The organism is Streptomyces sp. NPDC107522, assembly GCF_055657525.1.
Genome location: NZ_JBVKAU010000005.1, coordinates 130,299 through 155,044, shown reverse-complemented (window position 1 = coordinate 155,044; position 24,746 = coordinate 130,299). Strand labels below are relative to the sequence as shown.

Sequence of the window (24,746 nt, the reverse complement as noted above, 5' to 3'; positions counted from 1 at the left end):
GTGAGACACATGCGGTCAGCCGCCGACGTAGGCCGCGAGGTGCTCGCCGGTGAGGGTCGAGCGCTGGGCGACGAGGTCGGCGGGGGTGCCCTCGAAGACGATCCGGCCGCCGTCGTGGCCGGCGCCGGGGCCGAGGTCGATGATCCAGTCGGCGTGGGACATGACCGCCTGGTGGTGCTCGATCACGATGACCGACTTGCCGGAGTCGACGAGCCGGTCCAGCAGGCCGAGCAGCTGCTCGACGTCGGCGAGGTGGAGCCCGGTGGTCGGCTCGTCGAGGACGTAGACCCCGCCCTTGTCCCCCATGTGCGTGGCCAGCTTCAGCCGCTGCCGCTCGCCGCCGGAGAGGGTGGTGAGCGGCTGGCCGAGGGTGAGGTAGCCGAGGCCGACGTCCGCCATCCGCTCGAGGATCTTGTGGGCGGCGGGGGTACGCGCCTCACCGGCCCGGAAGAACTCCTCCGCCTCGGTCACCGACATCGCGAGCACCTCGCTGATGTCCCGGCCGCCGAGGTGGTACTCCAGCACGGACGCCTGGAACCGCTTGCCCTCGCAGTCCTCGCAGGGGGTGTCGACGCCGGCCATCATCCCCAGGTCGACGTAGATGACCCCGGCGCCGTTGCAGGTGGGGCAGGCGCCCTCGGAGTTGGCGCTGAACAGGGCCGGCTTCACGCCGTTGACCTTGGCGAAGGCCTTGCGGATCGGGTCGGCCAGTCCGGTGTACGTCGCCGGGTTGCTGCGGCGCGAGCCGCGGATCGGCGTCTGGTCCACCGAGATCACGCCCTCGGGGGCGGGTATGGACCCGTGGATGAGCGAGCTCTTGCCGGAGCCGGCGACACCGGTGACCACACACAGCACGCCGAGCGGGATGTCGACGTCGACGCTCTGCAGGTTGTTGGTCGTCGCGCCGCGGATCTCCAGCGTGCCGGTGGGCTTGCGCACGGTCTCCCGGAGCGTGGCGCGGTCGTCGAGGTGGCGGCCGGTGACGGTGCCGCTCGCGCGCAGCCCCTCGATGGTGCCCTCGAAGCAGACGGTGCCGCCCGCCGTGCCGGCGCCCGGGCCGAGGTCCACGACGTGGTCGGCGATGGCGATCGTCTCCGGCTTGTGCTCCACCACGAGCACCGTGTTGCCCTTGTCCCGCAGCCGCAGCAGCAGGTCGTTCATCCGCTGGATGTCGTGCGGGTGCAGGCCGATGGTGGGCTCGTCGAAGACGTACGTGACGTCCGTGAGCGAGGAGCCGAGGTGGCGGATCATCTTGACGCGCTGGGCCTCGCCGCCGGACAGGGTGCCGGCCGGGCGGTCGAGCGAGAGATATCCGAGGCCGATCTCCGTGAACGAGTCGAGGGTGTGCTGCAGCGCGGTGAGCAGCGGCGCGACGGAGGGTTCCTCGATCCCGCGGACCCATTCGGCGAGGTCGCGGATCTCCATCCGGCAGGCGTCGGCGATGCTGATCCCCTTGATCTTCGACGACCGGGCGCCCTCACTCAGCCGGGTGCCGTCGCACTCGGGACACGTGGTGAAGGTGACCGCCCGCTCCACGAAGGCCCGAATGTGGGGCTGCATCGATTCCTTGTCCTTGGACAGGAACGACTTCTGGATCTTCGGTATCAAGCCCTCATAGGTGAGGTTGATGCCATTGACCTTGATCTTGGTCGGCTCCCCGTAGAGGAAGGCCTGCATCTCCTTCTTGGTGTACTCACGGATCGGCTTGTCCGGGTCGACGAAGCCGGACTGGGCGTAGAGCTGCACGGTCCACGTACTGTCCGACTTCCAGCCGGGGATGGTGAACGCGCCCTCGGCCAGCGACCTGGAGTCGTCGTAGAGCTGGGTGAGGTCGATGTCGGAGACCGAGCCACGCCCCTCGCAGCGGTTGCACATGCCGCCGGTGCGCTCGAAGGTCGCCTTCTGGGCCTTGGTCTTCGCGCCGCGCTCGACGGTGATCGCGCCGCTCGCCCGGACCGAGGCGGTGTTGAAGGAGTACGCGCTCGGCGGGCCGATGTGGGGCGTGCCGAGCCGGCTGAAGAGGATGCGCAGCATCGCGTTGGCGTCGGTGGCGGTGCCGACCGTGGAGCGGGGGTCGCCGCCCATGCGCTGCTGGTCGACGGTGATCGCGGTGGTCAGGCCGTCGAGGACGTCGACCTCGGGGCGGGCCACGTTCGGCATGAAGCCCTGCAGGAAGGCGCTGTAGGTCTCGTTGATCAGGCGCTGCGACTCCGCGGCGATCGTGTCGAACACCAGCGAGCTCTTGCCGGAGCCGGAGACGCCGGTGAAGACCGTCAGGCGGCGCTTGGGGATCTCGATGCTGACGTCCTTGAGGTTGTTCTCGCGTGCGCCGTGCACGCGGATCAGCTCATGGCTGTCGGCGGCGTGCGGGGCGGGCGGCTGCGCGTCCGTGCTCGTGGCCCTGGTCGTCCTGGTCATCGCAGTCAGCTCCGCTCCTGGATACGGATCAGGTTGCCCGCGGGGTCGCGGAAGGCGCAGTCGCGGATGCCGTACGGCTGGTCGGTCGGCTCCTGGACCACCTCGGCGCCGGTCGCCTGGACCTTCTCGAAGGTGTCGTCGACGTTCGGGGTGGCCAGGAGGATCCAGCCGTAGGTGCCCTTGGCCATCATCTCGAGGATGGTGCGGCGCTCGTCCTCGGTGATGCCGGGGTCGGCGGCCGGGGGTGCCAGGAGGATCGACGTTTCCGGCCGGCCGGGCGGGCCGACCGTGATCCAGCGCATCTTGCCCTGTCCGACGTCGGTACGGACCTCGAAGCCGAGGGCGTCGCGGTAGAAGGCGAGGGAGGCCTCGGGGTCGTCGTGCGGAAGAAAGCTGGCGTGAATCGAGATGTCCATGCCCGTCACGCTAGCGGGGGGTCGGGGGCGACGCTTCTTGATTCCTGACCGGTCTTCGCCGGTGGGATTTCGCCCCCGCCGCCCCTACCCGTCCCATCCCTGGGGGCTGCAGCCCCCATACCCCCGCTTCGGCCCTGAACGGGCCTCGTCCTCAAACGCCGGACGGGCTGGTTGTTGCCGACCGGCACTGAGGGGTTCGAGTCCAGCAACCCGCCCGAGCCCGAGCCGCGGTCGTCAGCCCACCCCCCGCGACCCCTGCCCCGCCCACCCCGCGATCCCCCGGAAATGGACGGCCATCGCCCGCTGCGCCCCCTCGACGTCCCGGCTCCGCAGCGCGGTCACGATGTCGCGGTGCCACCGGGCGGTCAGGTCGGGAGAGGGATCGTCGGGGCGGCCGCGGGCGCCGGAGACGCGGCGGAAGACCGTCCAGAAGGCGGCGAGAAGCTGCGGCACGAGGTCGTTGCCGAGCGAGGCGTAGAGCAGTTCGTGGAACTCGCGGTCCAGGTCGGGAAAGGGCCGCCCCACCCGCCCCGCCGCCTCCATCCGGGACACCACCGCGTCCAGCCGGTCCAGCTCCCCCTCGGTGACCGTCGCCGCCACCCGCCGGATCAGCCCCTCCTCCAGCACCTCCCGCACCTGAAGGATCTCGGCGAGCGCCCCGGGGTCGTCGTGGTCGTGCCGGGCGAGCGTACGGAAGGTCAGCCCGTCGATCAGTGGAGTGAGCGAGGCCTGGCCGACGTACGTCCCGTAGCCGTGCCGGATCTCCACGATGTCCAGCGCCTGGAGCGCCTTGAGCGCCTCACGGACGGAGTTGCGGCTGACGCCGAGGTCCTCCATGAGCTCGGCCTCGGTGGGCAGGAGGGCGCCGGCCCGGAGCCTGCGGTCGATGATCAGCTGCATGACCTGGCGCTGGATCCGGCTGTTCCTGGACTCCTCGGACGCATGGGAGGTACGGGACGTACGGCTGTTCCTCGGCTGCCCCGGCATGCGGCGCATGGTACGCGCACCCGGACGTCCCACGTCCCATGTCTGCCGGATACGACCCTGACGAGGGGTCAACTCACGCCATTTCACAGCGCCATTGGTCCGACCTGTGGCAGATGCGCCATTCGTGTGAGATCCCTTGACCGCCCCCATCCCCCCACCTATGGTCGCGCTGACCGTCAGGACGTAGGACGTCGTATCTCCTCAGCCCTCCGAGATCTTCCCGAGCTTCCTTCCGAGATCCTTCCGAGCCCTTTCCCGAGCTCATACCGAGCTCATTTCCGAGCTCTTCTCCGCAGGAGGAACCGTGCGCGACGTGACCCACGACGTGCCGGCGCTGCACCGCCGGTCGTTCCTGAAGCACACCGGCGCGCTGGGCGCGGCCGCCGCCGTCTCCGCGTCGCTGTCGGCCTGTTCGTCGGGGCCGGAGTCCACGAACGAGACCGGCTCGGGCGGCGGCCGGGACCGGACGCTCACCGCGGTCATCGGCTACGGCAACGACGGCAGCTGGGATCCGACCCAGACGGCGTCCGCCTTCTGCATGGCCGCCAACAACCACATCTACGAGGGCCTCCTCGACACCGACCCGATCTCCCGCGAGCCGTACGCCGCGCTCGCCACCCAGGTCCCGGCGGATCCGAACAGCACGTCGTGGAAGTTCACCCTGCGGGCAGGGGCCAAGTTCCATGACGGAAAGCCCGTCACGGCCGACGACGTCGTCTTCGTCTTCGAGCGGATCCTCGGCCCGGACACCCAGACCCTCGCCAAGGGGTTCTTCGCCGGCTGGCTGAAGGAAGTCCGCAAGATCGACGCGCAGAACGTCGAGCTGGTGCTCAAGTTCCCCTTCCCGGACGGGATTTCACGGCTCACCCTCGCCAAGATCATGCCGAAGCACGTCTTCTCCCGGCCGGGCGCCTGGGAGGAGGCCATCAAGGGCAAGGCGATCGGTTCAGGGCCGTACCGGCAGACCGCGCACCACCCGAAGTCCAACACCACCTTCGAGGCGTATCCCGACTACAACGGCCCGCGCAAGCCCGCCTTCAAGAAGATGAACTGGCTGACGATCGTGGACGCGGCGCCGCGCGTGGCCAGGATCTCGGGCGCGAGCGCCGGAGCGCAGATCGCGGACAACATCCCGTACGCCAACATCCAGCAGCTGGAGAGCGGCGGGCTGACGGTCGCGGGCGGCGCCGGGATGAACAACCTGTTCCTGATGTTCAACACCCAGCACAAGCCCTTCGACGACGTCCGCGTCCGCCAGGCCCTGCACTACGCCATCGACACCGAGAAGATGGTCGAGGTGGCGTTGAAGGGGCACGGGAAACCGTCGAGCTCCTTCCTCAACGAGTCCAACCCCAGCTACCGGCGCGCCAAGACCGTCTACGACTACGACCCCGACAAGGCGAAGGCGCTGCTGAAGGAGGCCGGGGTCAGCGGGCTGAAGATCGAGATCCTCGCCGTCAACGTGAGCTGGATCGTGGACTGCCTGCCGACCATCAAGGCGTCCTGGGACGCAATCGGCGTCAAGACCACCCTCTCCCCGCAGGAGACGACGGCCGTCTTCACCAAGATGGACCAGAAGCAGGACTACCAGGTCGTCGCCGCCGCCTCGAACCCCAACCAGTTCGGCCTCGACGCCGACCTGATCATGCATTACAACTACGGCCCCGAGAACCTGTGGATGCAGTACACGCGGTGGGCCGGCAACTCTGTGGCCAAGGCTCTCTTCAAGGACATGGACCGGGCGACCCAGGAGCCGGACCCCGACAAGAAGAAGACGATGATCCAGGACTACATCGACGTCGTCGCCGAGCAGGCCGTGCTCTACCCGGTCGTCCACAACGAGCTGATGACGGCCTGGAACCCGAAGCAGCTCACCGGCATAAGGGCACAGCCGTATCCCGGCATCAACCTCCTCCAGGCCAAGTGGGCCTAGCCACGACGGGAGTCCGGCCGTGATCACCGTCGTCAGGATCCTGGCCCGTCGGGTCGCGCTGCTCGTGCCGCTGATGCTCGGCATCGTGCTGTTCGTGTTCCTGGTCATGCGGTTCTCGGACGTCGACCCGGCGTCCGCGTTCTTCCAGGGCGCCAACCCGACGCCCCAGCAGCTGCACGACTTCCGCGAGGAGAACGGCCTGCTGGATCCCCTCCCGGTCCGCTACGTCGCCTTCGTCGGCGACCTGCTCCACGGCGACATGGGCACCAGCGCCCTCACCAGGGCGCCGGTCGTCGACCAGGTCATGACCGCGCTGCCGCTCACCCTCCAGCTCACCTTCCTGGGCCTGGGCATCGCGGTCGTGCTGTCGCTGCTCGGCGGGGTGACGGCCGCCATCTACCGCGACCGCCTGCCCGACCAGATCATCCGGGTCGTGTCCCTGACCGGGGTGGCCGCGCCCGGCTTCTGGCTGGCGCTGCTGATGATCCAGTACCTCGCGGTCGATCTCGGCTGGTTCCCGACCGGCGGCTACATCAACCCGGCGGACTCCTTCACCGGCTGGCTGAAGACCATGACCCTCCCCGCCTTCGCGCTGTCGCTGCCGGTGGCGGCGCAGCTGACGCGGATCGTGCGGACGGCGGTGGTGGAGGAACTGGACAAGGACTACGTACGGACGGCGATCGGGAGCGGGCTGCCGCCGCGGGTGGTCGTGGGACGCAATGTCCTCCGCAACGCGCTCATCAACCCGCTGACCGTCCTCGGCCTGCGCGTCGGATATCTCCTCGGCGGCGCGGTCGTCATCGAGACGATCTTCTCCCTTCCCGGGATGGGGAAGCTGATGATCGACGCCGTGAAGAACGGTGACCCGGCGGTGGTCCAGGGCGTCGTCCTGACGACGGCCACCGGTTTCGTCGTCGTCAACCTCGTCATCGACATCCTGTATCTGCTGGTCAACCCGCGCCTGCGGGAGGCGACGTGACGTTCAACCGCAAGCGCCTGACCGAGGCGCTGTCCCGGCCCGGCATCCGGATGCGCGGCTGGCGCAGGCTGCCGCTGCTGTCGAAGGTGGCGGTCTGCTTCCTGGCCGTGGTGGTCCTGATGGCGGTGCTCGCCCCGGTCCTCGCCCCGCACGACCCGCTCGACCAGCAGCCGCCCGTCGACGGCACCGGGCATCCGTCCGCCGACCACTGGATGGGCCAGGACAGCCTCGGCCGGGACATCCTCAGCCGGCTGATGTACGGCGCCCGCTGGTCGCTGGCCATCGGGCTCGGCGCGACGGGGCTCGCGCTCGTCGTCGGCGCCCTGATCGGCGCGATCGCGGCGACCTCCCGCAAGGCGGTCGACGAGACGCTGATGCGCTGCCTGGACGTCGTGATGGCGTTCCCGGGCATCGCGCTGGCCGCCGTACTGGTCGCGGTCTTCGGCGGCGGCATCACCGTCCTGATCTGCGCGATCGCCTTCCTGTTCACGCCGCCCGTGGCCCGGGTCGTCCGGGCGAACGTCCTCGACCAGTACGGCGAGGACTATGTGACGGCGGAACGCGTCATCGGCGCCCGGACACCGCACATCGTCCTCCGGCACGTGGCGATCAACTGCGCCGCCCCGGTGCTGGTGTTCTGCACGGTCCAGGTGGCGGAGGCGATCGTCTTCGAGGCGTCGCTGTCCTTCATCGGCGCGGGTGTCCGGCCGCCCGACCCCTCCTGGGGAAGTGTCATCGCGGACGGCAAGAACATGGTGCTGACCGGTGGCTGGTGGGCGACCGTCTTCCCCGGGCTGCTGATGCTGGTGACGGTGCTCTCGCTCAACATCCTCTCCGAGGGCGTGTCGGACGCGTGGGCGGCGCCCTCGGCACGCGAGGTCGACGTACGGGACGACGACCGGCTGGAGGCGCCGGAACCGGGCAGCGGCGAGGTGCTGCAACTGCCCGGGCTGACGGAGGCGGCGGCGCGGCTGCGGGCCCGGGCGCGGCCGTTGCCGCAGGGGCGGCAGCCGGTGCTGGCGGTGGAGAACCTCGCGATCGGCTTCGAGGGCCGTCATGCCGGCGTCGACATCGTCGACGGCATCAGCTTCGAGGTGCAGCCCGGTGAGGTGCTGGGGCTGGTCGGCGAGTCGGGCTGCGGGAAGTCGCTCACCGCCCTCGCGGTGATGGGGCTGGAGCCGAAGGGCGCCCGGGTGCGCGGCCATGTCCGCTTCAACCAGCGGCAGGTGGTGGGCGAACCGATGCGCGTACGGCGACGACTGCTGGGCCACGAGATGGCGATGATCTACCAGGACGCTCTGTCCTCGCTGAACCCGGCGATGACGATCCGCGCCCAGCTGAAGCAGGTCGTACGCCGCGGAGGCCGCCGTACCCCCCACGAACTGCTGACGCTGGTCGGCCTGGACCCGGAACGCACCCTGCGCAGCTACCCGCACGAACTCTCCGGCGGCCAGCGCCAACGCGTCCTGATCGCCATGGCCCTGTCCCGCGACCCGAAGCTGATCGTCGCCGACGAGCCGACGACCGCGCTGGACGTCACCGTGCAGGCGCAGATCATAGAGCTGCTGCTGAGGCTGCGGGAGGAGCTCGGCTTCGCGCTGATCCTGGTCTCGCACGACCTGGCGCTGGTCGCGGACGTGACGGACCGCGTGGTCGTCATGTACGGCGGCCAGATCGTCGAGACGGGCGTGACCGCGGACCTGGTGGAGGCACCGGCACACCACTACACCCGCGGGCTGCTGGGCAGCGTGCTCTCCCTTGAGTCCGCCCAGGAGCGAATGACACAGATCAAGGGCGTCGTCCCCTCCCCCGCCGACTTCCCGGCGGGCTGCCGCTTCGCGGACCGGTGTCCGATGGCGAGCGGGATCTGCCGGACGACCGCACCGCATCTGCTGGGGACGCGGACGCACACGGCGGCATGCCATCACCCGGCGGTCGACCTGGTGACGGCGGAGAGCGAGGTCATCCCGTGAACGCGCTGGTGGAACTGTCCGACGCGCATGTGGTGCACAAGGCGCGCAGCGGCGGCCTGTTCACCCGGGACAAGGTGTACGCCCTGACCGGCGCCGATCTCGTCATCGCGCCCGGCGAGACGGTCGGCGTGGTCGGTGAGTCGGGGTGCGGCAAGTCGACGCTGGCGAAGGTGCTGGTGGGGGTGCAGCGGCCGACGTCGGGGACCGTGGCGTTCCGGGGGCGTGACCTGTGGGCGATGTCGCCGGCCGAGCGCAGGACGACGGTCGGCGCCGGCACCGGGATGATCTTCCAGGATCCGTCGACGGCGCTGAACCGGCGACTGCCGGTCCGGCAGATACTGCGGGACCCGCTGGACGTGCACGACCGGGGAACCAGGAAGCAACGGGAGGAGCGCGTACGGGAGTTGATGTCCCTGGTGGGCCTCCCGCGCGCCCTCACCGACGCCCTGCCCGGCCAGCTGTCCGGCGGTCAGCGCCAACGTGTCGCGATCGCCCGGGCGTTGGCGCTGGACCCCGACCTGGTGGTGGCGGACGAGCCGACGAGCGCGCTGGACGTGTCGGTGCGCGCCCAGATCCTGAACCTGTTGCTGGACCTGAAGGAACGGCTGGGCCTGGCCCTGGTCTTCGTCTCGCACGACATCCAGACGGTACGGCGGATGAGTGACCGTGTGATCACGATGTACCTGGGCCGGATCGTCGAGGAGTCCCCGGCGGCCGAGGTCACGGACGGCTCCCGGCACCCGTACACCCGCGCCCTCTTCTCCGCGACACCCGGTCTGCTGGACCCCATCGAGCCGATCCCGCTGGTCGGTCCGGTCCCGTCGGCGACGCGCCCGCCGAGCGGGTGCCCGTTCCGGACGAGATGCTGGAAGGCCGACGGGTTGTGCGCGGACGTGATGCCGGGCTTCTCGGCCGCGTCGCGCCCGGAGCATCGTTACAGGTGTCACCATCCAGTGGAGGAGGGCGAGGCAACCCGCGACCTCGTACGACAGAGCCACGATCCCAAGGAGCCTTGATGCCGTTCCCCACCCCGCTCACCGGTGTCGTCCCGCCCGTCTGCACGCCCTTGACACCGGACCGCGAGGTGGACGTCCCGTCACTGCTCAGGCTGGTCGACCATCTGATCGGAGGCGGGGTGCACGGTCTGTTCGTGCTCGGCTCGACGTCGGAGGCGGCGTATCTGACGGACCGGCAGCGCAGGCTGGTGGTGGAGGCCGTGTCGGGGCACGTGGGGGGCCGGCTCCCGGTCCTGGCGGGCGTGATCGACATGACCACGCCCAGGGTGCTGGACCACGTACGGGAGGTCACGGCTGCGGGTGCGGACGCGGTGGTGGCGACGGCGCCCTTCTACGCCCGCACCCACCCGGCCGAGATCGCCCGCCACTACCGCCTGATCGCTGCGGCCTGCCCCGTCCCGGTGGTGGCCTACGACATCCCGTCCTCCGTCCACACCAAACTCCCCGCCGACGTGCTCCTGGACCTCGCCGCCGAAGGTGTCCTGGCGGGGCTGAAGGACTCCAGCGGCGACCTGGCCGGGTTCCGCGAGGTCGTGGTCGGCGCCCGGACCCGCTCCGACGTCCACGGCTTCACCGTCCTGACGGGCTCGGAGCTCTTCGTCGACGCGGCGCTCGCGGTCGGCGCCGACGGGGCCGTGCCGGGGCTCGCCAACGTCGACCCCCACGGGTACGTCCGCCTCGACCGCCTGTGCCGGGCCGGCGACTGGGAGTCGGCCCGGGCCGAACAGGAACGCCTGTGCGCCCTGTTCGGCATGGTGACCGTCGGGGATCCCGGGCGGATGGGGGGTGGCTCGTCTGCGCTGGGCGCTTTCAAGGCGGCGCTGCATCTGCGGGGGGTCATCGACTGCCCGGCGACGGCGGAGCCTCAGGTGCCGCTGTCGGCGGAGGAGGTGGAGGGGGTGGGGAAGTTCCTGGCCGGAGCCGGGCTGTTGTAGACGAGCGGTAGGGCCATGAGCCGTTCTGCCAGATTCACGGTCCGGGCGGTGGCCGCTGGGGAATGATGCCGCCATGACGGAGATCGCCAGCTCGCTGTGGAACGATGATGTCGCCGGACCCGACGACCGTGAGGCGCACGCTCCTTACCAGGCAGCGGTGTTCGAGCAATACCGGCTGTGCGTGGAGATGGCCGACCGGGTCAGCGGGCGCCGCAACCTGGCCAACACGTTCTTCCTGACCCTCAACAGCGGTGTCGTCACCTTCCTCGCCGCCTGGCTGTCCCGGCCTCGCCCCGGTGACTTCTCGGTACTGCTGCTCCTGGCCGGACTGCTGGTGCTGCTGTCGATCTGCACGGCCTGGTGGATCACCGTCCGTTCGTACCGGCAGCTGAACGAGGGCAAGTTCAAGGTGATCGCGGCACTGGAGCAGCGGCTTCCGGCTCGCGCCTTCTCCACTGCCGAGTGGACGGCCCTGGACGAGGGGCGGAACTGGCGGGTCTATCTTCCGCTGACCTACGTCGAGCAGTGGACCCCCCTCACCTTCGCGGCCACGTACGTCCTGGGATTCGCCGCGCTGGCCGTCTGACTCCGTCGGCTCGGTGTGAGAAGTGCAAAGAACAGTTGCAGAAGCAGGGATCGGCCGCTCGTACGGCATGTCGGTACGCATACTGCGGGCAGGGACGTGCGCGGCATCCGCGGCGGTGGAAACGGCCAGGGGCACATTCTGGCCATATTCCTCCCTCAGAGTTTGAACTCGCCAGTAACCACGGATGGTTGACTTACTCGCTTCTATAGTCAGCACCATGCGAACGGCATTCCACTGCCGTGCCGCATCGCCGGAGTACCGCGGCGCCCCAGGGCGACAGCAGGCTCCAGTGCGTCGCGTTCGTGAACGGGGGATCTTGTCATGCCCGGTGTCGACAAGGACGGCGGGGCGCTCTTCGGGCTGCCGCTGGTCGTACCCCGGTCGACGGAGTACAGCCGTCTCGGCGTGCCGCCGGAGGCGACGGCCGACGAGATCCGCGCGGCCGCCGCCCGTTACGACGCCCTGCTCCAGGCACGGGGCGCGAGCGACGACGAGATCACCGCCGCGCACGCCGTCAACCTGGAGAACGCCGAGGCCCGCGCCGCGCACGACGCCCGGCATCCGCCGCTCCCCCTGCTGCGCCTCGAACCGACCTGGGAGCCCGTACTCGACGACAGGGCCATCGGACTGACCGTCCTGCGCCGGGAGATCGAGGCCTTCCTCAGGACCGCCGGCGAAGAGGTGCACCATCCGACGGACATCACCCGGACCGATTTCACCGGCGACTTCACCCGCACCCACCTGCTCGACGGCTTCGCCGACGAGTGAATCCCGGAGGAGCTCCCATGGATGACCAGCTGCACCGGGTCGTCGGCATCGACCTCGGCACGACGTACTCGGCCGTGGCCGCCTACCACCCCGACGACTTCGCCCCCAAGATCCTCGCCGACCCCGAACGTGAGGGGAACAGCGCCGTCGCCACCCCGTCGGTCGTAAGGATCGACCCGGCCACCGGCGCGCTCGTCGTCGGGCACGACGCGAAGGACGCCATCACTGCGGGCGGCCCGGGCTCCGACGACACGATCATCGAAATCAAGCGGGAGATGGGGGCCGTCTTCACCGGTGACCTGCTGGAGCACTTCGGCGCGACGGGCGTCTACCAGGAGGGCGACCCGGTACGGGCCCGGCTCGGCGGCGACTGGCTGCGCCCGCAGGAGATCAGCGCCCTGGTGCTGATGCGGATGAAGCGGATCGCCGAGCAGTCGCTGGGCGGCGAGATCCACGACGCGGTGGTGACCGTACCGGCGTACTTCATGGAACGGCAGAAGAAGGCCACCGAGGAGGCGGCTCTGCTGGCCGGTCTCTACCCCCGCCAGCTGATCCCGGAGCCCACCGCCGCGGCCATCGCGTACGGGGTCGACCGCGCCGAATCGGAACGGCAGGTCTACCTGGTCTTCGACCTCGGCGGCGGCACCTTCGACGTGTCGATCATCGAGACCCGGGACGACGAGATCGAGGTCATCGCCACCGCCGGTGACCAGCGCCTCGGCGGCGGCGACTTCGACGACGCCATCGCGGAGTGGATCGAACGGGAACTCGGCGACGCCCTGCCCAAGAACACCGAACGCCTGCGGATCAAGGCGGCTGCCGAGGCCGCCAAACGCGAACTGTCCCTGCGCTCCACCACCACCGTCGACCTCGGCGGCGGCATCCCTGCCCTTGAGCTGGACCGCGCCACCTTCGAACGCGAAATCCAGCCGATCCTGGAACGCTCCCTGCACCAGGTCGACGAAGCCCTGCGGTTCGCCCGGGAAGCCAAGGGGGTTCAGCGCGAGGGCATCAACGCGGTCCTGCTGGTGGGCGGTTCGACCCGTATCCCGCGGGTGCGGCAGATGCTGCTCGACCACTTCGACCAGGACGAGGGCTTCGTCCGCGGTGACGCCAACCCCGACACTCTGGTCGCCCGGGGTGCGGCCATCGTGGCCAACCGCTTCGAACCATCTCCCGCCTTCGACCTCGCGACCCGGCCCACCGCCGAACGCTCCACCGACGACCAGGACTTCACCGTCACGCTCATCACCGAGCACACCCTGGGCGTGGGCGTCCAGCAGGGTCTGTTCAACGCGCTGATCCCGCGTGGCACGAAGATCCCGGCCCGCCAGGTCAAGACATACACGAACCCGGAACAGGCCCACCGTATCGAGGCGGCGATCTACCAGGGCGAGGGCGAGTACATCTACGACAACACCCTCATCGGCACGATCCACCTCGATGACATCGAGCCCCGGCCCGAGGGGTACCACCAGTTCGAGGTCGAATTCTCCCTCGATGTGAACGGGCTGCTCGGGGTACAGGTGACCCATACCAACACGGGGCGGGAGTACAAGGCGACCTTCGACCAGATCGTGACCATCGGGAAGGCCGACGAGTTGGAGGAGCGGCGGTTGGCGTTGGTGCGGTTGTTCACCAACGAGCTGAAGTCGATGGCCGGTCAACCCGAGGCCGAGACTCCGGAGTTCACCGTTCCTGGGCCGGTCACCGCCGCTGTGCCCGACCCCGTCACGATCCCGGCTCCCACGTCGGCGCCCCTCCCGGAGATCGACCCCGCCGACATCCCCGCCGAATACCGCCGCCTGATCAAGAAGGCTGTCCGCGCGGCACGCGACGGTCAGGCACCGCCCGCCCTCACCGAGGCCCTGCGCGCTTTCGTGGACGCCGTCGGCAGGAGCGCCGATGAAGACACCCTCGACGACCTCGCCGACGACCTCGAAGACGCATATGACAACAGCCGTCGATGAGCGGAAGAAGGCCGTCGAGGAAGAGCTCGACGCCAAGTACGCAGGGGTCGGATGGTGGGGCACGCTCTACCGTGCGCCCGGGCGGCGCCGCTGGTACCGGCTGATCCCGGCAGAGGCGATCAGCGGGGAGCAGCGGCATGAGCTGGTCGCCTGGCAGACCCGGCCGCGCCGCCGCGACCTGGTCCCGGTGGTGCCCGGCGAACAGGGCGAGCAGCGGCAGTTCGGCGGCCGCTGGTTCCAGATCGTCAGCTATGAGACCGACGCGGGGCACAGCCTCGCCGACGCCCTCGACGGACAGGAACCGCCGGAGCGGATCACGGCCCTGCTGGGCGCGCTGCAGGCGTATCCCGGCTGGCGCGAGTCGATCGGTACGGGGCTGGTGCCGCTGCCCGCCGACATCGTGCTGGCCGGACATCGCGGCCCACTGCTGCTGCCCCTGCCGCCCTGGGGCGCCCCGCCTCTCGATCAGCTGGTCGGCGAGCCGACTCGGATGGCCCACCTCACCCCCGAGACGGCCCGCGGCCTCCCGGTCGGCGACCGGGACCCCGGTCTGTACGCCCTGATCATCGCCGCCCGCCGCTGCTTCGAGAACCTGCCCGCCGCAGCCCCCGAACGGCTCCTCCAACGTGCCGCGTGCGCCGCCGTGTTCACCGACGAGGAGCGGCTGCCGTCGTGGATGCGGCGGGTGGAACCGGTACGGACGGTGCGCGAGCGCCTGCGTGACCTCACCGGCCCGCGCACGACCCGACTCGGCGACGAAGATCTCCACCACCTCGGCGACGCCCTCGACGAGGCCCGCCGGGCGATGGACCCGGTCACTGCCGTGCGATCCCTGCGCACCGCCGGCCACCCCCGCAGGGCCGTCGGCCTCGCCCAATCCGCCCTGGTCGACCGCCCCAGCTACGAACTCCTGCTCCTCGCCGCCGAGATCGCCCGCCAGGACCTGGGCGAACCCCTGGAGGCGCTGTCCCTCCTGGAGCGCGCGGTCCAGGCGGCACCACGACGCCCCGAGGCATACGCCGCACAGCTGTCGATCATCGGCGGCCTCTGGTCGGTCGTCCAGGGAGGACTCTCCGAGGCCACGGACGGCTCCTTCACCCAGCGCCTCAACGACACGGCGCGCACGGCCTTCCAGCGGCTCCCCGAGGACCAGCAACGCGCACACGCCCACGAGATGGCGCGTTGCCTCATCGGCCAGGGCGCCTACGCCGAGGCCAACGTCCACGCGCACACGTGGCTGCACGACGGCAACAAGAGGCTGATGTGGTGGCGCTTCGACCTCATGCTCGACTACGCCGAGTCCTTCCTGCTGCTCGGCCGTCGCGACGCCGCCGCCCAGGTCGCCGAGCAGGTGAGGGCCGGACTGCGCAGGCTGCGGCAGAACCGTGGGATGAGCGCGCGCGAGATCCACGAACACGGCATGCGCCTGGCCACGTTCGACCGACGCCTTCTGGAGGACGACGCATGACCACGATTCTGCTGGCGGTCGTCCTGCCCCTGCTGTTCCTGACGACGGTGGCGAGCGGGGCGTACTTCCTCGTCGTGCTGCCAGGACGCTGGCGCAGGCCGTACCAGGAGGCTCTCACGCTGCTCGACAGCGACGACCGCGACGAACTGGAGCGGGCCGAGGCGCTGCTCGGGCAGGCGGTGAACGCCGGGCCCCGGGGCCGGGCACTGAAACGGACCCGGTTCGCGCAGGCGTACGCGCGGGCGATGCTGGGGTCGTACGACCCCTCCCGCTACGGCGCCGCCGCGACCGTCCTCGACGAACTGATCGCCTCCGCGGGCCGCCGCACCGTGCACACCGCCTATCTGGAACTGTGGCTCCACGCCCGCCTGGGAAACCACGGGCGTGTCACCGACCTCTACGCCGAGCACCGCGCGCTGCTCGACACTCACCCGGACAGCCGTCGTATCGCCGCCATCTCCCACCTCCAACTGGCCGCGAGTCACTGGAGACGCCAGGAGACCGACGGGGCACTGCACCACTTCGACCGGGTCCGCGAACTCGGCGAGCTGACGGACCGCATCCCGGCGGAGCTGAACGACCTCCAGCTCGCCAAGGGCATCCATGCCGTGTTCGACGGGCGGACGGACGAGGCCCGCGAGGCGTTCGCGGCGGCGCGGAAGCGTGCCGAGGACCTGCACCTGTCCGCCGTGGAAGCCGATCTGGGTCTACTGACCTGTGACTGGCAGGACGGCGACCCCATGGAGCTGGGCGAGCGGCTGGCCGAACTGGCTGATCAGCTCGACCGGCGTCCCCTCGCGGACCACGACACGGAGGCCCGCCTGCGCACGGGCATCGCCCTGTTGCGGCTGCTCGCCCTGCTGCGGGAATGGCGGCGCAGGCCGGCGCTGTCCGGGGCTCCTTCGCAGTACGACTTCGGGGAGCTCCAGCGGCGCGTCGACGCCGTACGGGAGGCCGACCCCGAGCTCGGGGACGCCGATCTCGTCGAGGGGCTGGTCCGTTACTACTTCGCCCTGAACCAGCCCGAGCGCGAACAGGCCCTGGCCGTCCTGGACTCGGGCCGGCGCAAGGCCAAGGGAATCATGCTGCCCGAGGTGCTGGACCTCATGGAACGCGAGCGCGAGTTCGGCGGTGAGGGCAACGCCATCTCCCGCTACCTCGTCCTGCTCGGAGAGTTTCTGGAGGATCCCGGACGGCCTGCCGAGGATCGGGCGCAACTCCTGCGCCTGAAGGAGAAGTTCCAGCGGTACGCGCCGGCGGACGACCTCGACGAGCAAGTCGTACCGCACCAGCGGGCCCCACTGGACGACGTCAAACGGCAGGCGGAGGCCCTGCGCCGCCGGATCGAGCTGATCGTCTGGCCGAGGATCCGCGACCTTCCCGACGAAGCCCCGGCGAAGGAAGTCCTGCGCGACCTGCTCGCCGAACTCGACCAGGCCGCCGACGCGGCCGCCGAGGGTGCCGAGGTCCTGCACCGCGCCGAGATCGCCCTCGTCACCAGGACCGCCCAGACACTCCTGCCGGAGGAGAGCCCCCGTGACGACCAGTGACCTCTCGGCCCGCGATCCCCGCGGCACACGACGTCGTACAGCGGACCACGCGGCGCTCCTCGACCGCCTCCCGCCCGTGGAGTACAAGCCCGCACCCGACGAGGACCAGCTCCTCGAACAGGCCTCGCTCGCCCGCACTCTGCTGCTCATGGTGCGGGCCGACCAGGAGACCGAGTACCAGCTCTGCCGCGACCTGGCCGAACACGCCCTGGGAAGCGTGCCCGAACCGGGCGAGTCGGGCTGAGGCCCACGCCGTACGTGTCCTGACCAGCCCACGCACCCGGAAGGGGCCCCCGTGACCGGCACCGGCCGCGACCACACGTTCCACGAGATCCGCCCCGTACAGGCGCTGCGCACCCCGTCCTTCGAGCTCAAGGAGGTCAGGAACCACCAGGACCTCGCCGACCACGACCGGCGCCTGGACGAGCTGGCACGCGAGGCCGCGGCCGCCCAGACGTCTCGTGCCGCGCAGCTCCTGGCACCCCCCGTCGCCACCCTCACCGAGATGACGCTGCACCTCGGCGACGACGGCGAGGACCTGCTGGAGGACGCTCGCGCCAACGTGGGAAACGGCGATCACCAAACCGCCCTGGAGCTGCTGGAGGAGTATCTCCACACCGCCCCCGACCACCAGGAGGCGCGCTACCTGCGGGCGTTCTGCCTGTTCCACCTGGGTGAGGGGAACCGGATCCAGGCGATGCGCATCCTGCGCCCGCTGCGCGACGAGCCGCTCCCGGCCGACCTGCGCGAGCGCGTCCAGGAGCTGCGACGCGAACTGCGACGCCTGCTGACCCCGCTGGAGATCACCGCGTACGCCGAGACCTCCAGGTCCGATCCCGAGGGCGCCCTGGAACGCGTCGAGGCGTTCCTCGAGATGGCCCCGGAAGAGGGCACCCTGTCTTATCTCCTCGCTCTGGGCCAGGCCCGCGCCGGGGACCTGGAGCGGGCCCTGGAGACCGCCGAACGCGGCGCCGAGGAGGCCGACACCGACAAGGAACGGGTCGCGGCCTACGCCCGCCGACTGCAACTCATCGTGCTGACCCCGCACGCCGCGCCGGCCGTCGCCGCGTTCAAGGACCGCGACCCCCAGCGGGCCCTAGGGGAACTGGCCGCGATGGATCCACGTCGGCGCCACGACATCGTCCTGGACGACTTCGAAGCCCACCTGCGTCTTGTGATCCGGCAGGGCAACCGCACCCCGTACCCGGAACCGCGGCTGCCCGACGGCCGTGCCGAGGACCTCTACACGCTGATCGCCGAGTCCGACGCCCAGCACGCCGCCGGTCTGATGGAGATCGGCCGCCTGGAGGACGCCGAGTGGCTGATGGCCCGTCTCCTCGCCGTGGTCCCGGGCTTCAGCTGGCTCAACTTCCTCTACGCCGTCTGTCTCCTGCGCCTGGGACGCGATCCCGACCGCGCCGCCGCCTGCGCCGAGGTCGCCCGGCGCGACCCCACCGTTTCCCAGGCCTCGGAACTGCTCCAGGTGATCCGGGAGTGGCAGGAGGCCGCGGCCATCAACCCTGTGATCAAGGCGTACGTCGCCGCCATGGAGTCCGTACGCGACGACGTCTCCACCGCCCGCCTGACCACCCTGCGCACCCAGCTCACCGGTCTCCAGCGAGGGCTCCCGGACCTGCGGGGCAGGACCCGGACAGAGGCGGGTGCTCAGGTCGTACACGAACTCGGGGAGGCCATCGCGGCGCGGCTGACGGAGATCGACCAGGCCCTGACGTCCGACGCGGTCTCCGATCTCGTACGGCGTTTCAACGATCTGGCGAGTCAGGCGGGCCCGGCCGACCGGTACACGATGCGCTCGCGGCTCAACGCGATTCTCCAGGACGCCCGGCAGCTGCGCCGGGAGAGCCGCCGCACCCTGACCTCGCAGGCCCGGGCGCGGCTCGACGAGTTGATCGGGACGATCGCGAGGTTGCTGGGATGACGACGGACCGGGCCACCGAAAAGTGGGATGTGTTCATCAGTTACGCCCGCGAGGACCACATCCAGGCCAGGGACCTGCGCGACGCCCTCCTGGAGTATGTGACAGCACGCGGCGCGACGCCGCGCATCTACCTGGACGTCTCCCGCACGGGCACACCCGTCGGCGCGAACTGGCAGCAATTCCTCGAGGAGGCGCTGCGCAACACCCGCCACGTCGTGGCGCTCTATTCGAAGACGTATTTCGAGAAGGACGTCTGCCAGTGGGAGCTCCATGAGGCGGTCCTCAAGCTGCGGCTGAGCGAAGACGGCCGGTTCATCCCGGTGCTGATCGATCCCGGCGCCGTCAAGAAAGTGCCGTATGTCGTGAACCGGATCAACTGGATCCCGACGACACGGCCACGCTGGATCGAGGAGGTGCGGGAAGCCCTGGGCCTGAGCACCGCGGCCGCGCGCCCGGCCCTGCGCTTCGACACCCCGGTCGGCGACGCGGTCGCGGGCCACACACTGGCGCCGCTGACGGTGACGGCCGTCGCGGAGGGCTCCGCGTTCCGGGCCGCCGGAGGCACGGTGACCCTCTCCGCCCAGCCGTCGGACACCCAACTCACCGGCACGCTCACCGTGCCGCTCACCCAGGGCCAGGCCGTCTTCGGCGATCTCGCGTTCCCCAAGGCGCCGGCGGAGGTGCGGCTCGTCGCGACCGCCCCCGGCTGCGAACCGGCCACGACGGCTCCCTTCCAGGTGCGGGCTCCTCAGGAGCAGCGGTCCTGGGACGCCGTCGACCGGCCGGTCGTCCCGGTGGCCGGGCGGCCGGTGTTCTTTCCCGACGGGCGCGCGCTGGCCGTCCTGGACGGTCGGAGGCTGGCGGTGCACACCTGGACGGGATCGTCGTACCGGGCCGGCGGCACCGCGGAGTTGAGGGAACGGCCTCGGTTGTGGGCGTTCGGGCGGCGCTGTCTGGCCGTGGCCGACTCGTCGGGGCGGGTGGTGCTGGCGGCGCCGGACGGCACGGTGACGGTCCGGGACCTCCCGGCGCCGCAGGGGGCGCGGCTGAATGTGCCGGGGGCGTTGGCCTTCGACGAGGATGTGTTGTATGTCGGCATGTGGTCGGGATCCGTGTGGTCCTTCGGCGAACCCGAGCAGGTGCTGAACCATCCGGCCGGTGTCCAGGTGCTGGCGGCCGACGGCGAGCGGCTGGTGGTCGGCGGGCTCGACGGGCGGCTCACCGAGTACGTGGAGCGCCGGGTCGTGGGGGAACACACGGTGGAGCCCGTGCTGCTCTGTATGGCGCGGGTGCGGGACTTCGCCCTGGCCGTCGGCGAACGACGCGTCCACCGACTCGACCTGGACCGACATCAACTGGTGCAGGTCGACCAGCCGGTCACCGCGATCACCGGCGCGCTGCCGGGCGGGGATCTGACCGCGATCGTGGACGCCACCGGGCAAGGGGTCTGTTTCGACGCGGAGCTGGCGGTCCGGGTGGGTTTCCACACGGTCCCGGGTGCCGAGCCGGTGGGCTCCGCGCTGGGTGGGCGGCTGCTGGTCGTGGCGCATCCCGACGGCACCCACGCCCTGGTCCGTGACGGCCGTACCACCTACGTCTCCGCGCACCCCCTGGCCGTCTCCCCGGACGGCAGCCGCGCGGCGCTCTCGGACGGCCGGCGGCTGCTGATCCTGCCCGTGGAGGAGCTCGGCGGAGAGGGGGCACAGGCATGACCCCCCACAGGGCGCTGGAGACCCAGCCCGACGTGCTGTGGCGCAGGGCCGAGCAGTGGTGGTCCGACATCGAACAGGGGATGGCTGTCACCCAGGGCCAGCTGGACGCGGTCGTCGAGGCCTGCTTCCGGATCGGTGTCCATCCCGGCACCGACCCGGCGACCGCCCTGACCCTGCTGGCCCGTGCCCACCGCCTGGACCCCGCCAATCCCAAGCACCCGTACCACGTCGGCCTGCTCCACCTCCGGCACGGGCGTCCCGAGCCCGCAGTCCGCTGGCTGACGGCCGCCGCTTCCCTGTCCCCCGTCAACCACCGCATCTGGGCCCACCTCGGCCTGGCGTACCGGATCCTCGACGAGCAGCAGTCGGGCACCCCCGGCTACACCGGCGAGCACCGCGCGCGAGCGGACGAGATCACCGGCACGATCCGTGAGGGCCGCGACGACTTCGACCCGGAGGGGGAGGAGCCCGCGCTGCCGCTGCTGCGGCCCGGAGAGTGCCGGTGGAGCGGCGTTCAGGACATGACGGCCGACAGCAGGCTGCGGGGCCGCACCGCGGAGCGGACGAGGGACGCGCTCCACACCGAGCTCGAGGCGATCGCGGCCCTGGCGGGCCGACGCCGGGGCGGGACGGCCTCGTTCACCGTCCTCGCCGTGCAGTGGATGACGTACGGCTACCCGCCCGCGACGGTACGCCGCCTGGCGAAGCGTCTGCCGCCCGACGACGGCCCGTCGACTCGCCTTCTGTTCCAGGTCTGCGAACTGTTCGAGACCGACCGTGCCGAGCTGCCCGCCCGGCTCGCGGCCTGCGTCGCCGAGCGCTCCCTCCCCGACGTCCTGGTCGCCCTGATTCACCGGCGGCGACTCTTCTGGCGTCCGCTGCGCTTCCCCGACCTCGGGGCCCACGCGGCGGCCAGGGCGTTCACCGATGGTGACCCGACCCGGCACGAGAAGGCCCTGACGGCCGCCTGGCGGGCGCTCGCCGAAGGCCCGCCGAGCCCCATGCCGGACGTCCCGGTCCAGGACGGCGCCGAGGAGGGACGGACCGCCGGTCCGGACCAGCGGCTGGCGGTGTTCACGGACATGGCCGCCGTACTGAAGGAGCTGCGTGAGGACGCGCTCGCCCACGCGAAGGAGCTGGCCCGGGCGACCGTGGCGGACGGGGCGGCCTACGCGCGGGCCTGCGGGGACCACGGGATCCTGACGGCGTTGACGGACCGTCTGGAGGCCGTACGGGCGTCTTGGCTGGAGGAGGTGCACCGCTTCAAGGCCGCCGAACCCACCGGCCTGATCATGCCGTTCGAGGAGTTCCAGCGCCGGCTGGAGGCGTGCGAGGCGGAATTCCAGGAGCCTTTGGGCAGCGTGCGGAACATCCTCAAGAAGAAGGTCGAGCGGAAACTCGCAAAGGTGCGCGACGAGTTCGCCTCGGCCGATCCTGCGCCGTCGGACGAGGCGCTGGCTCTCGACGCCCGCCTGACCGAGGTGGAGGGCCGGGATCCGTCGGCCCTGCCGGTGAGCCCCCCGGAGGCGGCCGGCCCCGACGGGCAGCTCACGGCGTTCGAGGAGGCGGCGGCACTTCTGACCAGCCTCCTGGACGACGCGGTCGGTCATGCGAAGGGGTTGCTGAAGGAGGCGGTGAAGGACGCGGCCGGGTTCGCCCGGGCCCTGGGCGACCAGGGCAGCCTGACGGAGCTGGCCGACCGCTGGGAAAGCGTACGCCTGGCCCGCCTGGAGGATCTGCGGCACTTCAAGGCCGCCGAGCCGGCCGGGCTGGTTATGCCGTTCGAGGACTTCCAGCAGCGACTGGAGGATTGCGAGGCACGGCTTCAGCAGTCGCCGGGCAGTCTGCGGAACATCCTGAACAAGCGGGTGGGACGCGCACTCAGGGCGCGGGAGCGCGAGTTTCCGGCGACGAAGCCGGTGCCCTCGGAAGGGGTGCGGGCACTTCAGGCACGGCTGACCGAGCTGGAAGGGCGATCCGAGGAGTCGCCGGCCTCCGAAGCCTCCCATCCTGCCGCTCCGGCCCCCACGAAGACCCCCACCACGCCTCCCCCGCCACCCGCCGGCGCCGGTCCCCGGGAACGGGTCGCCCACGCCCTCGCCGTGGCCGAGGACCGCCTGGACGCCAACTTCGCCGAGGCCTGGTCCACGCTGGACGCGTACGCGCCGGAGCTGCGGCGCCGGGAGGCGGTCACCCTCCTGCGCACCTACCTGGGCGGCCGACAGGCCGAGGCCGACCTCCGCCTCGGCCGCACGAGCTCCGCCCGGCGCCACTGGAACGCCATGCTCACCGACGACCCGCTGCACCCCGCCGTCCTGCGCAACCTCGCGGTGGCACACACCTCGGCAGGAGACCTCGCCCACGCCGCCCTGGCCTGGCGCCGCCACCTGGAAGCCCTGTACCTGCGGGACCTGCTCCACGGCGACATCCGCCGCGGCGCTGCCGAACGCGCCGAGATCCACCGCGTGCTGGCGGGCTCCTTCGGTACGGCGCCGCTCCTACAGGGCTTGACGCCACGCAGCGAGCTGGAGGAGGACCCGCGCCGGATCCCGCCCGTCCTCGCCGGCACCGGCAAGCTGGAAACGGCCACCGCCCACTTGCGTCTGGAGGAGCTCAACCACATCCTCACCCACCGCAGTCCGACCCTGCTGCTCGGTGTCGGCCGCTTGGTGGGGGAGGCGGATCTCGCCGCCGCACGGGACCGCCGTACGGCCGCTGTCGCCTCAGCCGTGCGAGCCCTGCCCGCCCGGGTCCGGGAGCCCTTCGCGCGCCGGTGCGTCCAGCTGATCGAGGAGGCGTACGTGGAGGCGTCCCGGACGCGGGGCCGCACCCGCAGACCGGGCGACGAGGCTGAGGAGCAGAGGCACTTGGAGTGGGCGCGGAGCCGGGTGCTGTGGAAGCTGGCGATCAACAAGGCGGTCGTACAGGACGCGGAGGCGGACTGGGCGCTCGCCGAGTACTCCGGTGATGTACTCGCCAACCTGCGCCTCATCGACGCGCTGCCCCTGGACCCCGCGGACGCCATGGTGCTGACCAGCGTCCGGCAACTGGGCTACCAGGGCGATCCCGTGGCGTTCGTGGAGCAGAACAACAAACTCTCCGAACTCGCTTGCGAGCGTGCGCTGGGCCGGATCTTCGAGGCGGCCGAGGAGGCCGCGTCCGGTGCTGCTTCCGACCGTTTCTCCGACCGGTTCCGGCGCGTCGGCCGCTCCTGGGGCCGCAACCCCGTGCCCGACCGGTACGTCGACCACCTCGACGATCCGCAGGGGCTCTACTACCCCTCCACCAGGTCGGCGTTCGACATCCTGAACAAGTCCGGTACCCCCACCGACCAACGGGAGCGGGATGTCGTCGCGGCCGCCGTGACCGCGCTGGAACGGTGGGTGGCCCGCCTGCCCGGAGCCACCGGCCCCGCCATCGTGCTGGCCCGGCTGCTCGGCAGCCTCGACCGTCACGACGAGGTCGAGGCGTTGCTGACCCGGGCCCGGCAGGAGGCGTTCAGCGAGCGCGGGCGGCAGAGGCTGACGACGGCGTTCATCCGCCTCGACATCGACCGTGGACACTACACGGAGGCCGTGCGGCAGGTGCGTGCGCTGCTGGAGGCCGACCCCGACGACGAGCGGCTGCGCGGTCTCATGACCGACGCGTACATCCGCTGGATCAACTCCGGCGAGAACGTCCCGTCGGCGCAGACCGTGACCGAGGACTTCGCCAGGTGGACGGACGACGAGACCGTCGCACTGCGCCGGAGGCTGGTCGTGAGCACCACGGTGACCGCGCACCGCTCCCGCCCCGAGGCTGACGGATTCGGCCCGCTCGTCGCCGGCCTGCGTGAGGTGTGCGTCCAGGATGCCGGCAACTCAGAAGCCCGGTACCAGTTGGTCAACGCGCTGTACCGGCATGCCTGGGAGCTGCGCAAGAGGATCCAGGGCACCGCCGGCGAGCTGCGCAGGACCATGCGTGCGGAGTTCGAGAAGGTCATGACGGAGTGCGCGGACGAAGCAGGCGAGGTCCTTCGCGGCGATGGGCTCGACGAGGAACAGCGCGCCGGAATCTCGGAGATCCTCCGTAACGTACGTCCACAGTGACATCAGCA

The 24,746-nt window shown here is 70.7% G+C and carries 17 protein-coding genes; 14 read left to right on the top strand and 3 right to left on the bottom strand.

The genetic code is table 11. The features are described from left to right. Positions 1-15 precede the first annotated feature (15 nt). The 3 genes from ACZ7L6_RS17805 to ACZ7L6_RS17795 all read right to left on the bottom strand — a co-directional run bounded on the left by ACZ7L6_RS17805 (position 16) and on the right by ACZ7L6_RS17795 (position 3,821). Positions 16-2,418, bottom strand: coding sequence for an ATP-binding cassette domain-containing protein (locus tag ACZ7L6_RS17805; RefSeq protein WP_471924818.1), 2,403 nt, complete (start codon positions 2,416-2,418; stop codon positions 16-18). 5 nt (positions 2,419-2,423) lie between these two features. Next, entirely contained in the window at positions 2,424-2,834 is a 411-nt protein-coding gene (locus ACZ7L6_RS17800; protein ID WP_471924816.1) for a VOC family protein, read from the bottom strand. Positions 2,835-3,068: 234 nt separating this feature from the next. Further along, positions 3,069-3,821, bottom strand: coding sequence for a FadR/GntR family transcriptional regulator (locus ACZ7L6_RS17795; RefSeq protein ID WP_471924814.1), 753 nt, complete (start codon positions 3,819-3,821; stop codon positions 3,069-3,071). Between the two features lie 304 nt (positions 3,822-4,125). Between ACZ7L6_RS17795 and ACZ7L6_RS17790 the strand changes: the two genes are divergently transcribed. The 14 genes from ACZ7L6_RS17790 to ACZ7L6_RS17725 all read left to right on the top strand — a co-directional run bounded on the left by ACZ7L6_RS17790 (position 4,126) and on the right by ACZ7L6_RS17725 (position 24,738). Beyond that, positions 4,126-5,754, top strand: a complete 1,629-nt coding sequence (locus ACZ7L6_RS17790) for an ABC transporter substrate-binding protein (RefSeq protein WP_471924812.1) — start codon at positions 4,126-4,128, stop codon at positions 5,752-5,754. A gap of 19 nt (positions 5,755-5,773) precedes the next feature. Further along, a complete protein-coding gene (locus ACZ7L6_RS17785; protein ID WP_471924810.1) occupies positions 5,774-6,733 on the top strand; it encodes an ABC transporter permease in 960 nt (319 codons plus the stop codon). A gap of 50 nt (positions 6,734-6,783) precedes the next feature. Continuing rightward, complete coding sequence (locus ACZ7L6_RS17780; protein WP_471925663.1) at positions 6,784-8,706, top strand: dipeptide/oligopeptide/nickel ABC transporter permease/ATP-binding protein; 1,923 nt, start codon at positions 6,784-6,786, stop codon at positions 8,704-8,706. Then, on the top strand, positions 8,703-9,722 hold the full coding sequence (locus ACZ7L6_RS17775) for an oligopeptide/dipeptide ABC transporter ATP-binding protein (RefSeq protein WP_471924808.1): 1,020 nt from the start codon (positions 8,703-8,705) through the stop codon (positions 9,720-9,722). Before ACZ7L6_RS17780 ends, ACZ7L6_RS17775 begins: the two co-directional genes overlap by 4 nt. Next, complete coding sequence (locus tag ACZ7L6_RS17770) at positions 9,722-10,657, top strand: dihydrodipicolinate synthase family protein (protein ID WP_471924806.1); 936 nt, start codon at positions 9,722-9,724, stop codon at positions 10,655-10,657. The genes ACZ7L6_RS17775 and ACZ7L6_RS17770 overlap by 1 nt, the downstream gene beginning before the upstream one ends. A gap of 73 nt (positions 10,658-10,730) precedes the next feature. Next, positions 10,731-11,243, top strand: coding sequence for a RipA family octameric membrane protein (locus ACZ7L6_RS17765; protein WP_471924804.1), 513 nt, complete (start codon positions 10,731-10,733; stop codon positions 11,241-11,243). A gap of 321 nt (positions 11,244-11,564) precedes the next feature. Continuing rightward, positions 11,565-12,011 (top strand): hypothetical protein, encoded by a 447-nt coding sequence (locus ACZ7L6_RS17760; RefSeq protein WP_471924802.1) that lies wholly within the window; start codon positions 11,565-11,567, stop codon positions 12,009-12,011. A gap of 17 nt (positions 12,012-12,028) precedes the next feature. Further along, on the top strand, positions 12,029-13,981 hold the full coding sequence (locus ACZ7L6_RS17755; RefSeq protein ID WP_471924800.1) for an Hsp70 family protein: 1,953 nt from the start codon (positions 12,029-12,031) through the stop codon (positions 13,979-13,981). Next, complete coding sequence (locus tag ACZ7L6_RS17750; RefSeq protein ID WP_471924798.1) at positions 13,917-15,449, top strand: hypothetical protein; 1,533 nt, start codon at positions 13,917-13,919, stop codon at positions 15,447-15,449. The genes ACZ7L6_RS17755 and ACZ7L6_RS17750 overlap by 65 nt, the downstream gene beginning before the upstream one ends. Beyond that, entirely contained in the window at positions 15,446-16,999 is a 1,554-nt protein-coding gene (locus ACZ7L6_RS17745) for a hypothetical protein (protein WP_471924796.1), read from the top strand. The genes ACZ7L6_RS17750 and ACZ7L6_RS17745 overlap by 4 nt, the downstream gene beginning before the upstream one ends. Beyond that, positions 16,986-17,243 carry a hypothetical protein gene (locus tag ACZ7L6_RS17740; protein ID WP_471924794.1) on the top strand — a complete coding sequence of 86 codons (258 nt, stop codon included), beginning with the start codon at positions 16,986-16,988 and terminating at the stop codon, positions 17,241-17,243. The genes ACZ7L6_RS17745 and ACZ7L6_RS17740 overlap by 14 nt, the downstream gene beginning before the upstream one ends. A 51-nt stretch (positions 17,244-17,294) precedes the next feature. After that, positions 17,295-18,938, top strand: coding sequence for a tetratricopeptide repeat protein (locus ACZ7L6_RS17735; RefSeq protein ID WP_471924792.1), 1,644 nt, complete (start codon positions 17,295-17,297; stop codon positions 18,936-18,938). Next, complete coding sequence (locus ACZ7L6_RS17730; RefSeq protein ID WP_471924790.1) at positions 18,935-20,650, top strand: TIR domain-containing protein; 1,716 nt, start codon at positions 18,935-18,937, stop codon at positions 20,648-20,650. The genes ACZ7L6_RS17735 and ACZ7L6_RS17730 overlap by 4 nt, the downstream gene beginning before the upstream one ends. Next, on the top strand, positions 20,647-24,738 hold the full coding sequence (locus ACZ7L6_RS17725; RefSeq protein WP_471924788.1) for a hypothetical protein: 4,092 nt from the start codon (positions 20,647-20,649) through the stop codon (positions 24,736-24,738). Before ACZ7L6_RS17730 ends, ACZ7L6_RS17725 begins: the two co-directional genes overlap by 4 nt. The last annotated feature ends 8 nt before the right edge of the window (positions 24,739-24,746 follow it).

Excerpts from the sequence above, each read along its gene's own strand:
- ACZ7L6_RS17770 (WP_471924806.1), top strand. The coding sequence starts at position 9,722 with ATGCCGTTCCCCACCCCGCTCACCGGTGTCGTCCCGCCCGTCTGCACG.
- ACZ7L6_RS17805 (WP_471924818.1), bottom strand. The coding sequence starts at position 2,418 with ATGACCAGGACGACCAGGGCCACGAGCACGGACGCGCAGCCGCCCGCC.
- ACZ7L6_RS17800 (WP_471924816.1), bottom strand. The coding sequence starts at position 2,834 with ATGGACATCTCGATTCACGCCAGCTTTCTTCCGCACGACGACCCCGAG.
- ACZ7L6_RS17780 (WP_471925663.1), top strand. The coding sequence starts at position 6,784 with ATGCGCGGCTGGCGCAGGCTGCCGCTGCTGTCGAAGGTGGCGGTCTGC.
- ACZ7L6_RS17755 (WP_471924800.1), top strand. The coding sequence starts at position 12,029 with ATGGATGACCAGCTGCACCGGGTCGTCGGCATCGACCTCGGCACGACG.
- ACZ7L6_RS17750 (WP_471924798.1), top strand. The coding sequence starts at position 13,917 with ATGAAGACACCCTCGACGACCTCGCCGACGACCTCGAAGACGCATATG.
- ACZ7L6_RS17795 (WP_471924814.1), bottom strand. The coding sequence starts at position 3,821 with ATGCCGGGGCAGCCGAGGAACAGCCGTACGTCCCGTACCTCCCATGCG.
- ACZ7L6_RS17725 (WP_471924788.1), top strand. The coding sequence starts at position 20,647 with ATGACCCCCCACAGGGCGCTGGAGACCCAGCCCGACGTGCTGTGGCGC.
- ACZ7L6_RS17745 (WP_471924796.1), top strand. The coding sequence starts at position 15,446 with ATGACCACGATTCTGCTGGCGGTCGTCCTGCCCCTGCTGTTCCTGACG.
- ACZ7L6_RS17765 (WP_471924804.1), top strand. The coding sequence starts at position 10,731 with ATGACGGAGATCGCCAGCTCGCTGTGGAACGATGATGTCGCCGGACCC.
- ACZ7L6_RS17730 (WP_471924790.1), top strand. The coding sequence starts at position 18,935 with ATGACGACGGACCGGGCCACCGAAAAGTGGGATGTGTTCATCAGTTAC.
- ACZ7L6_RS17760 (WP_471924802.1), top strand. The coding sequence starts at position 11,565 with ATGCCCGGTGTCGACAAGGACGGCGGGGCGCTCTTCGGGCTGCCGCTG.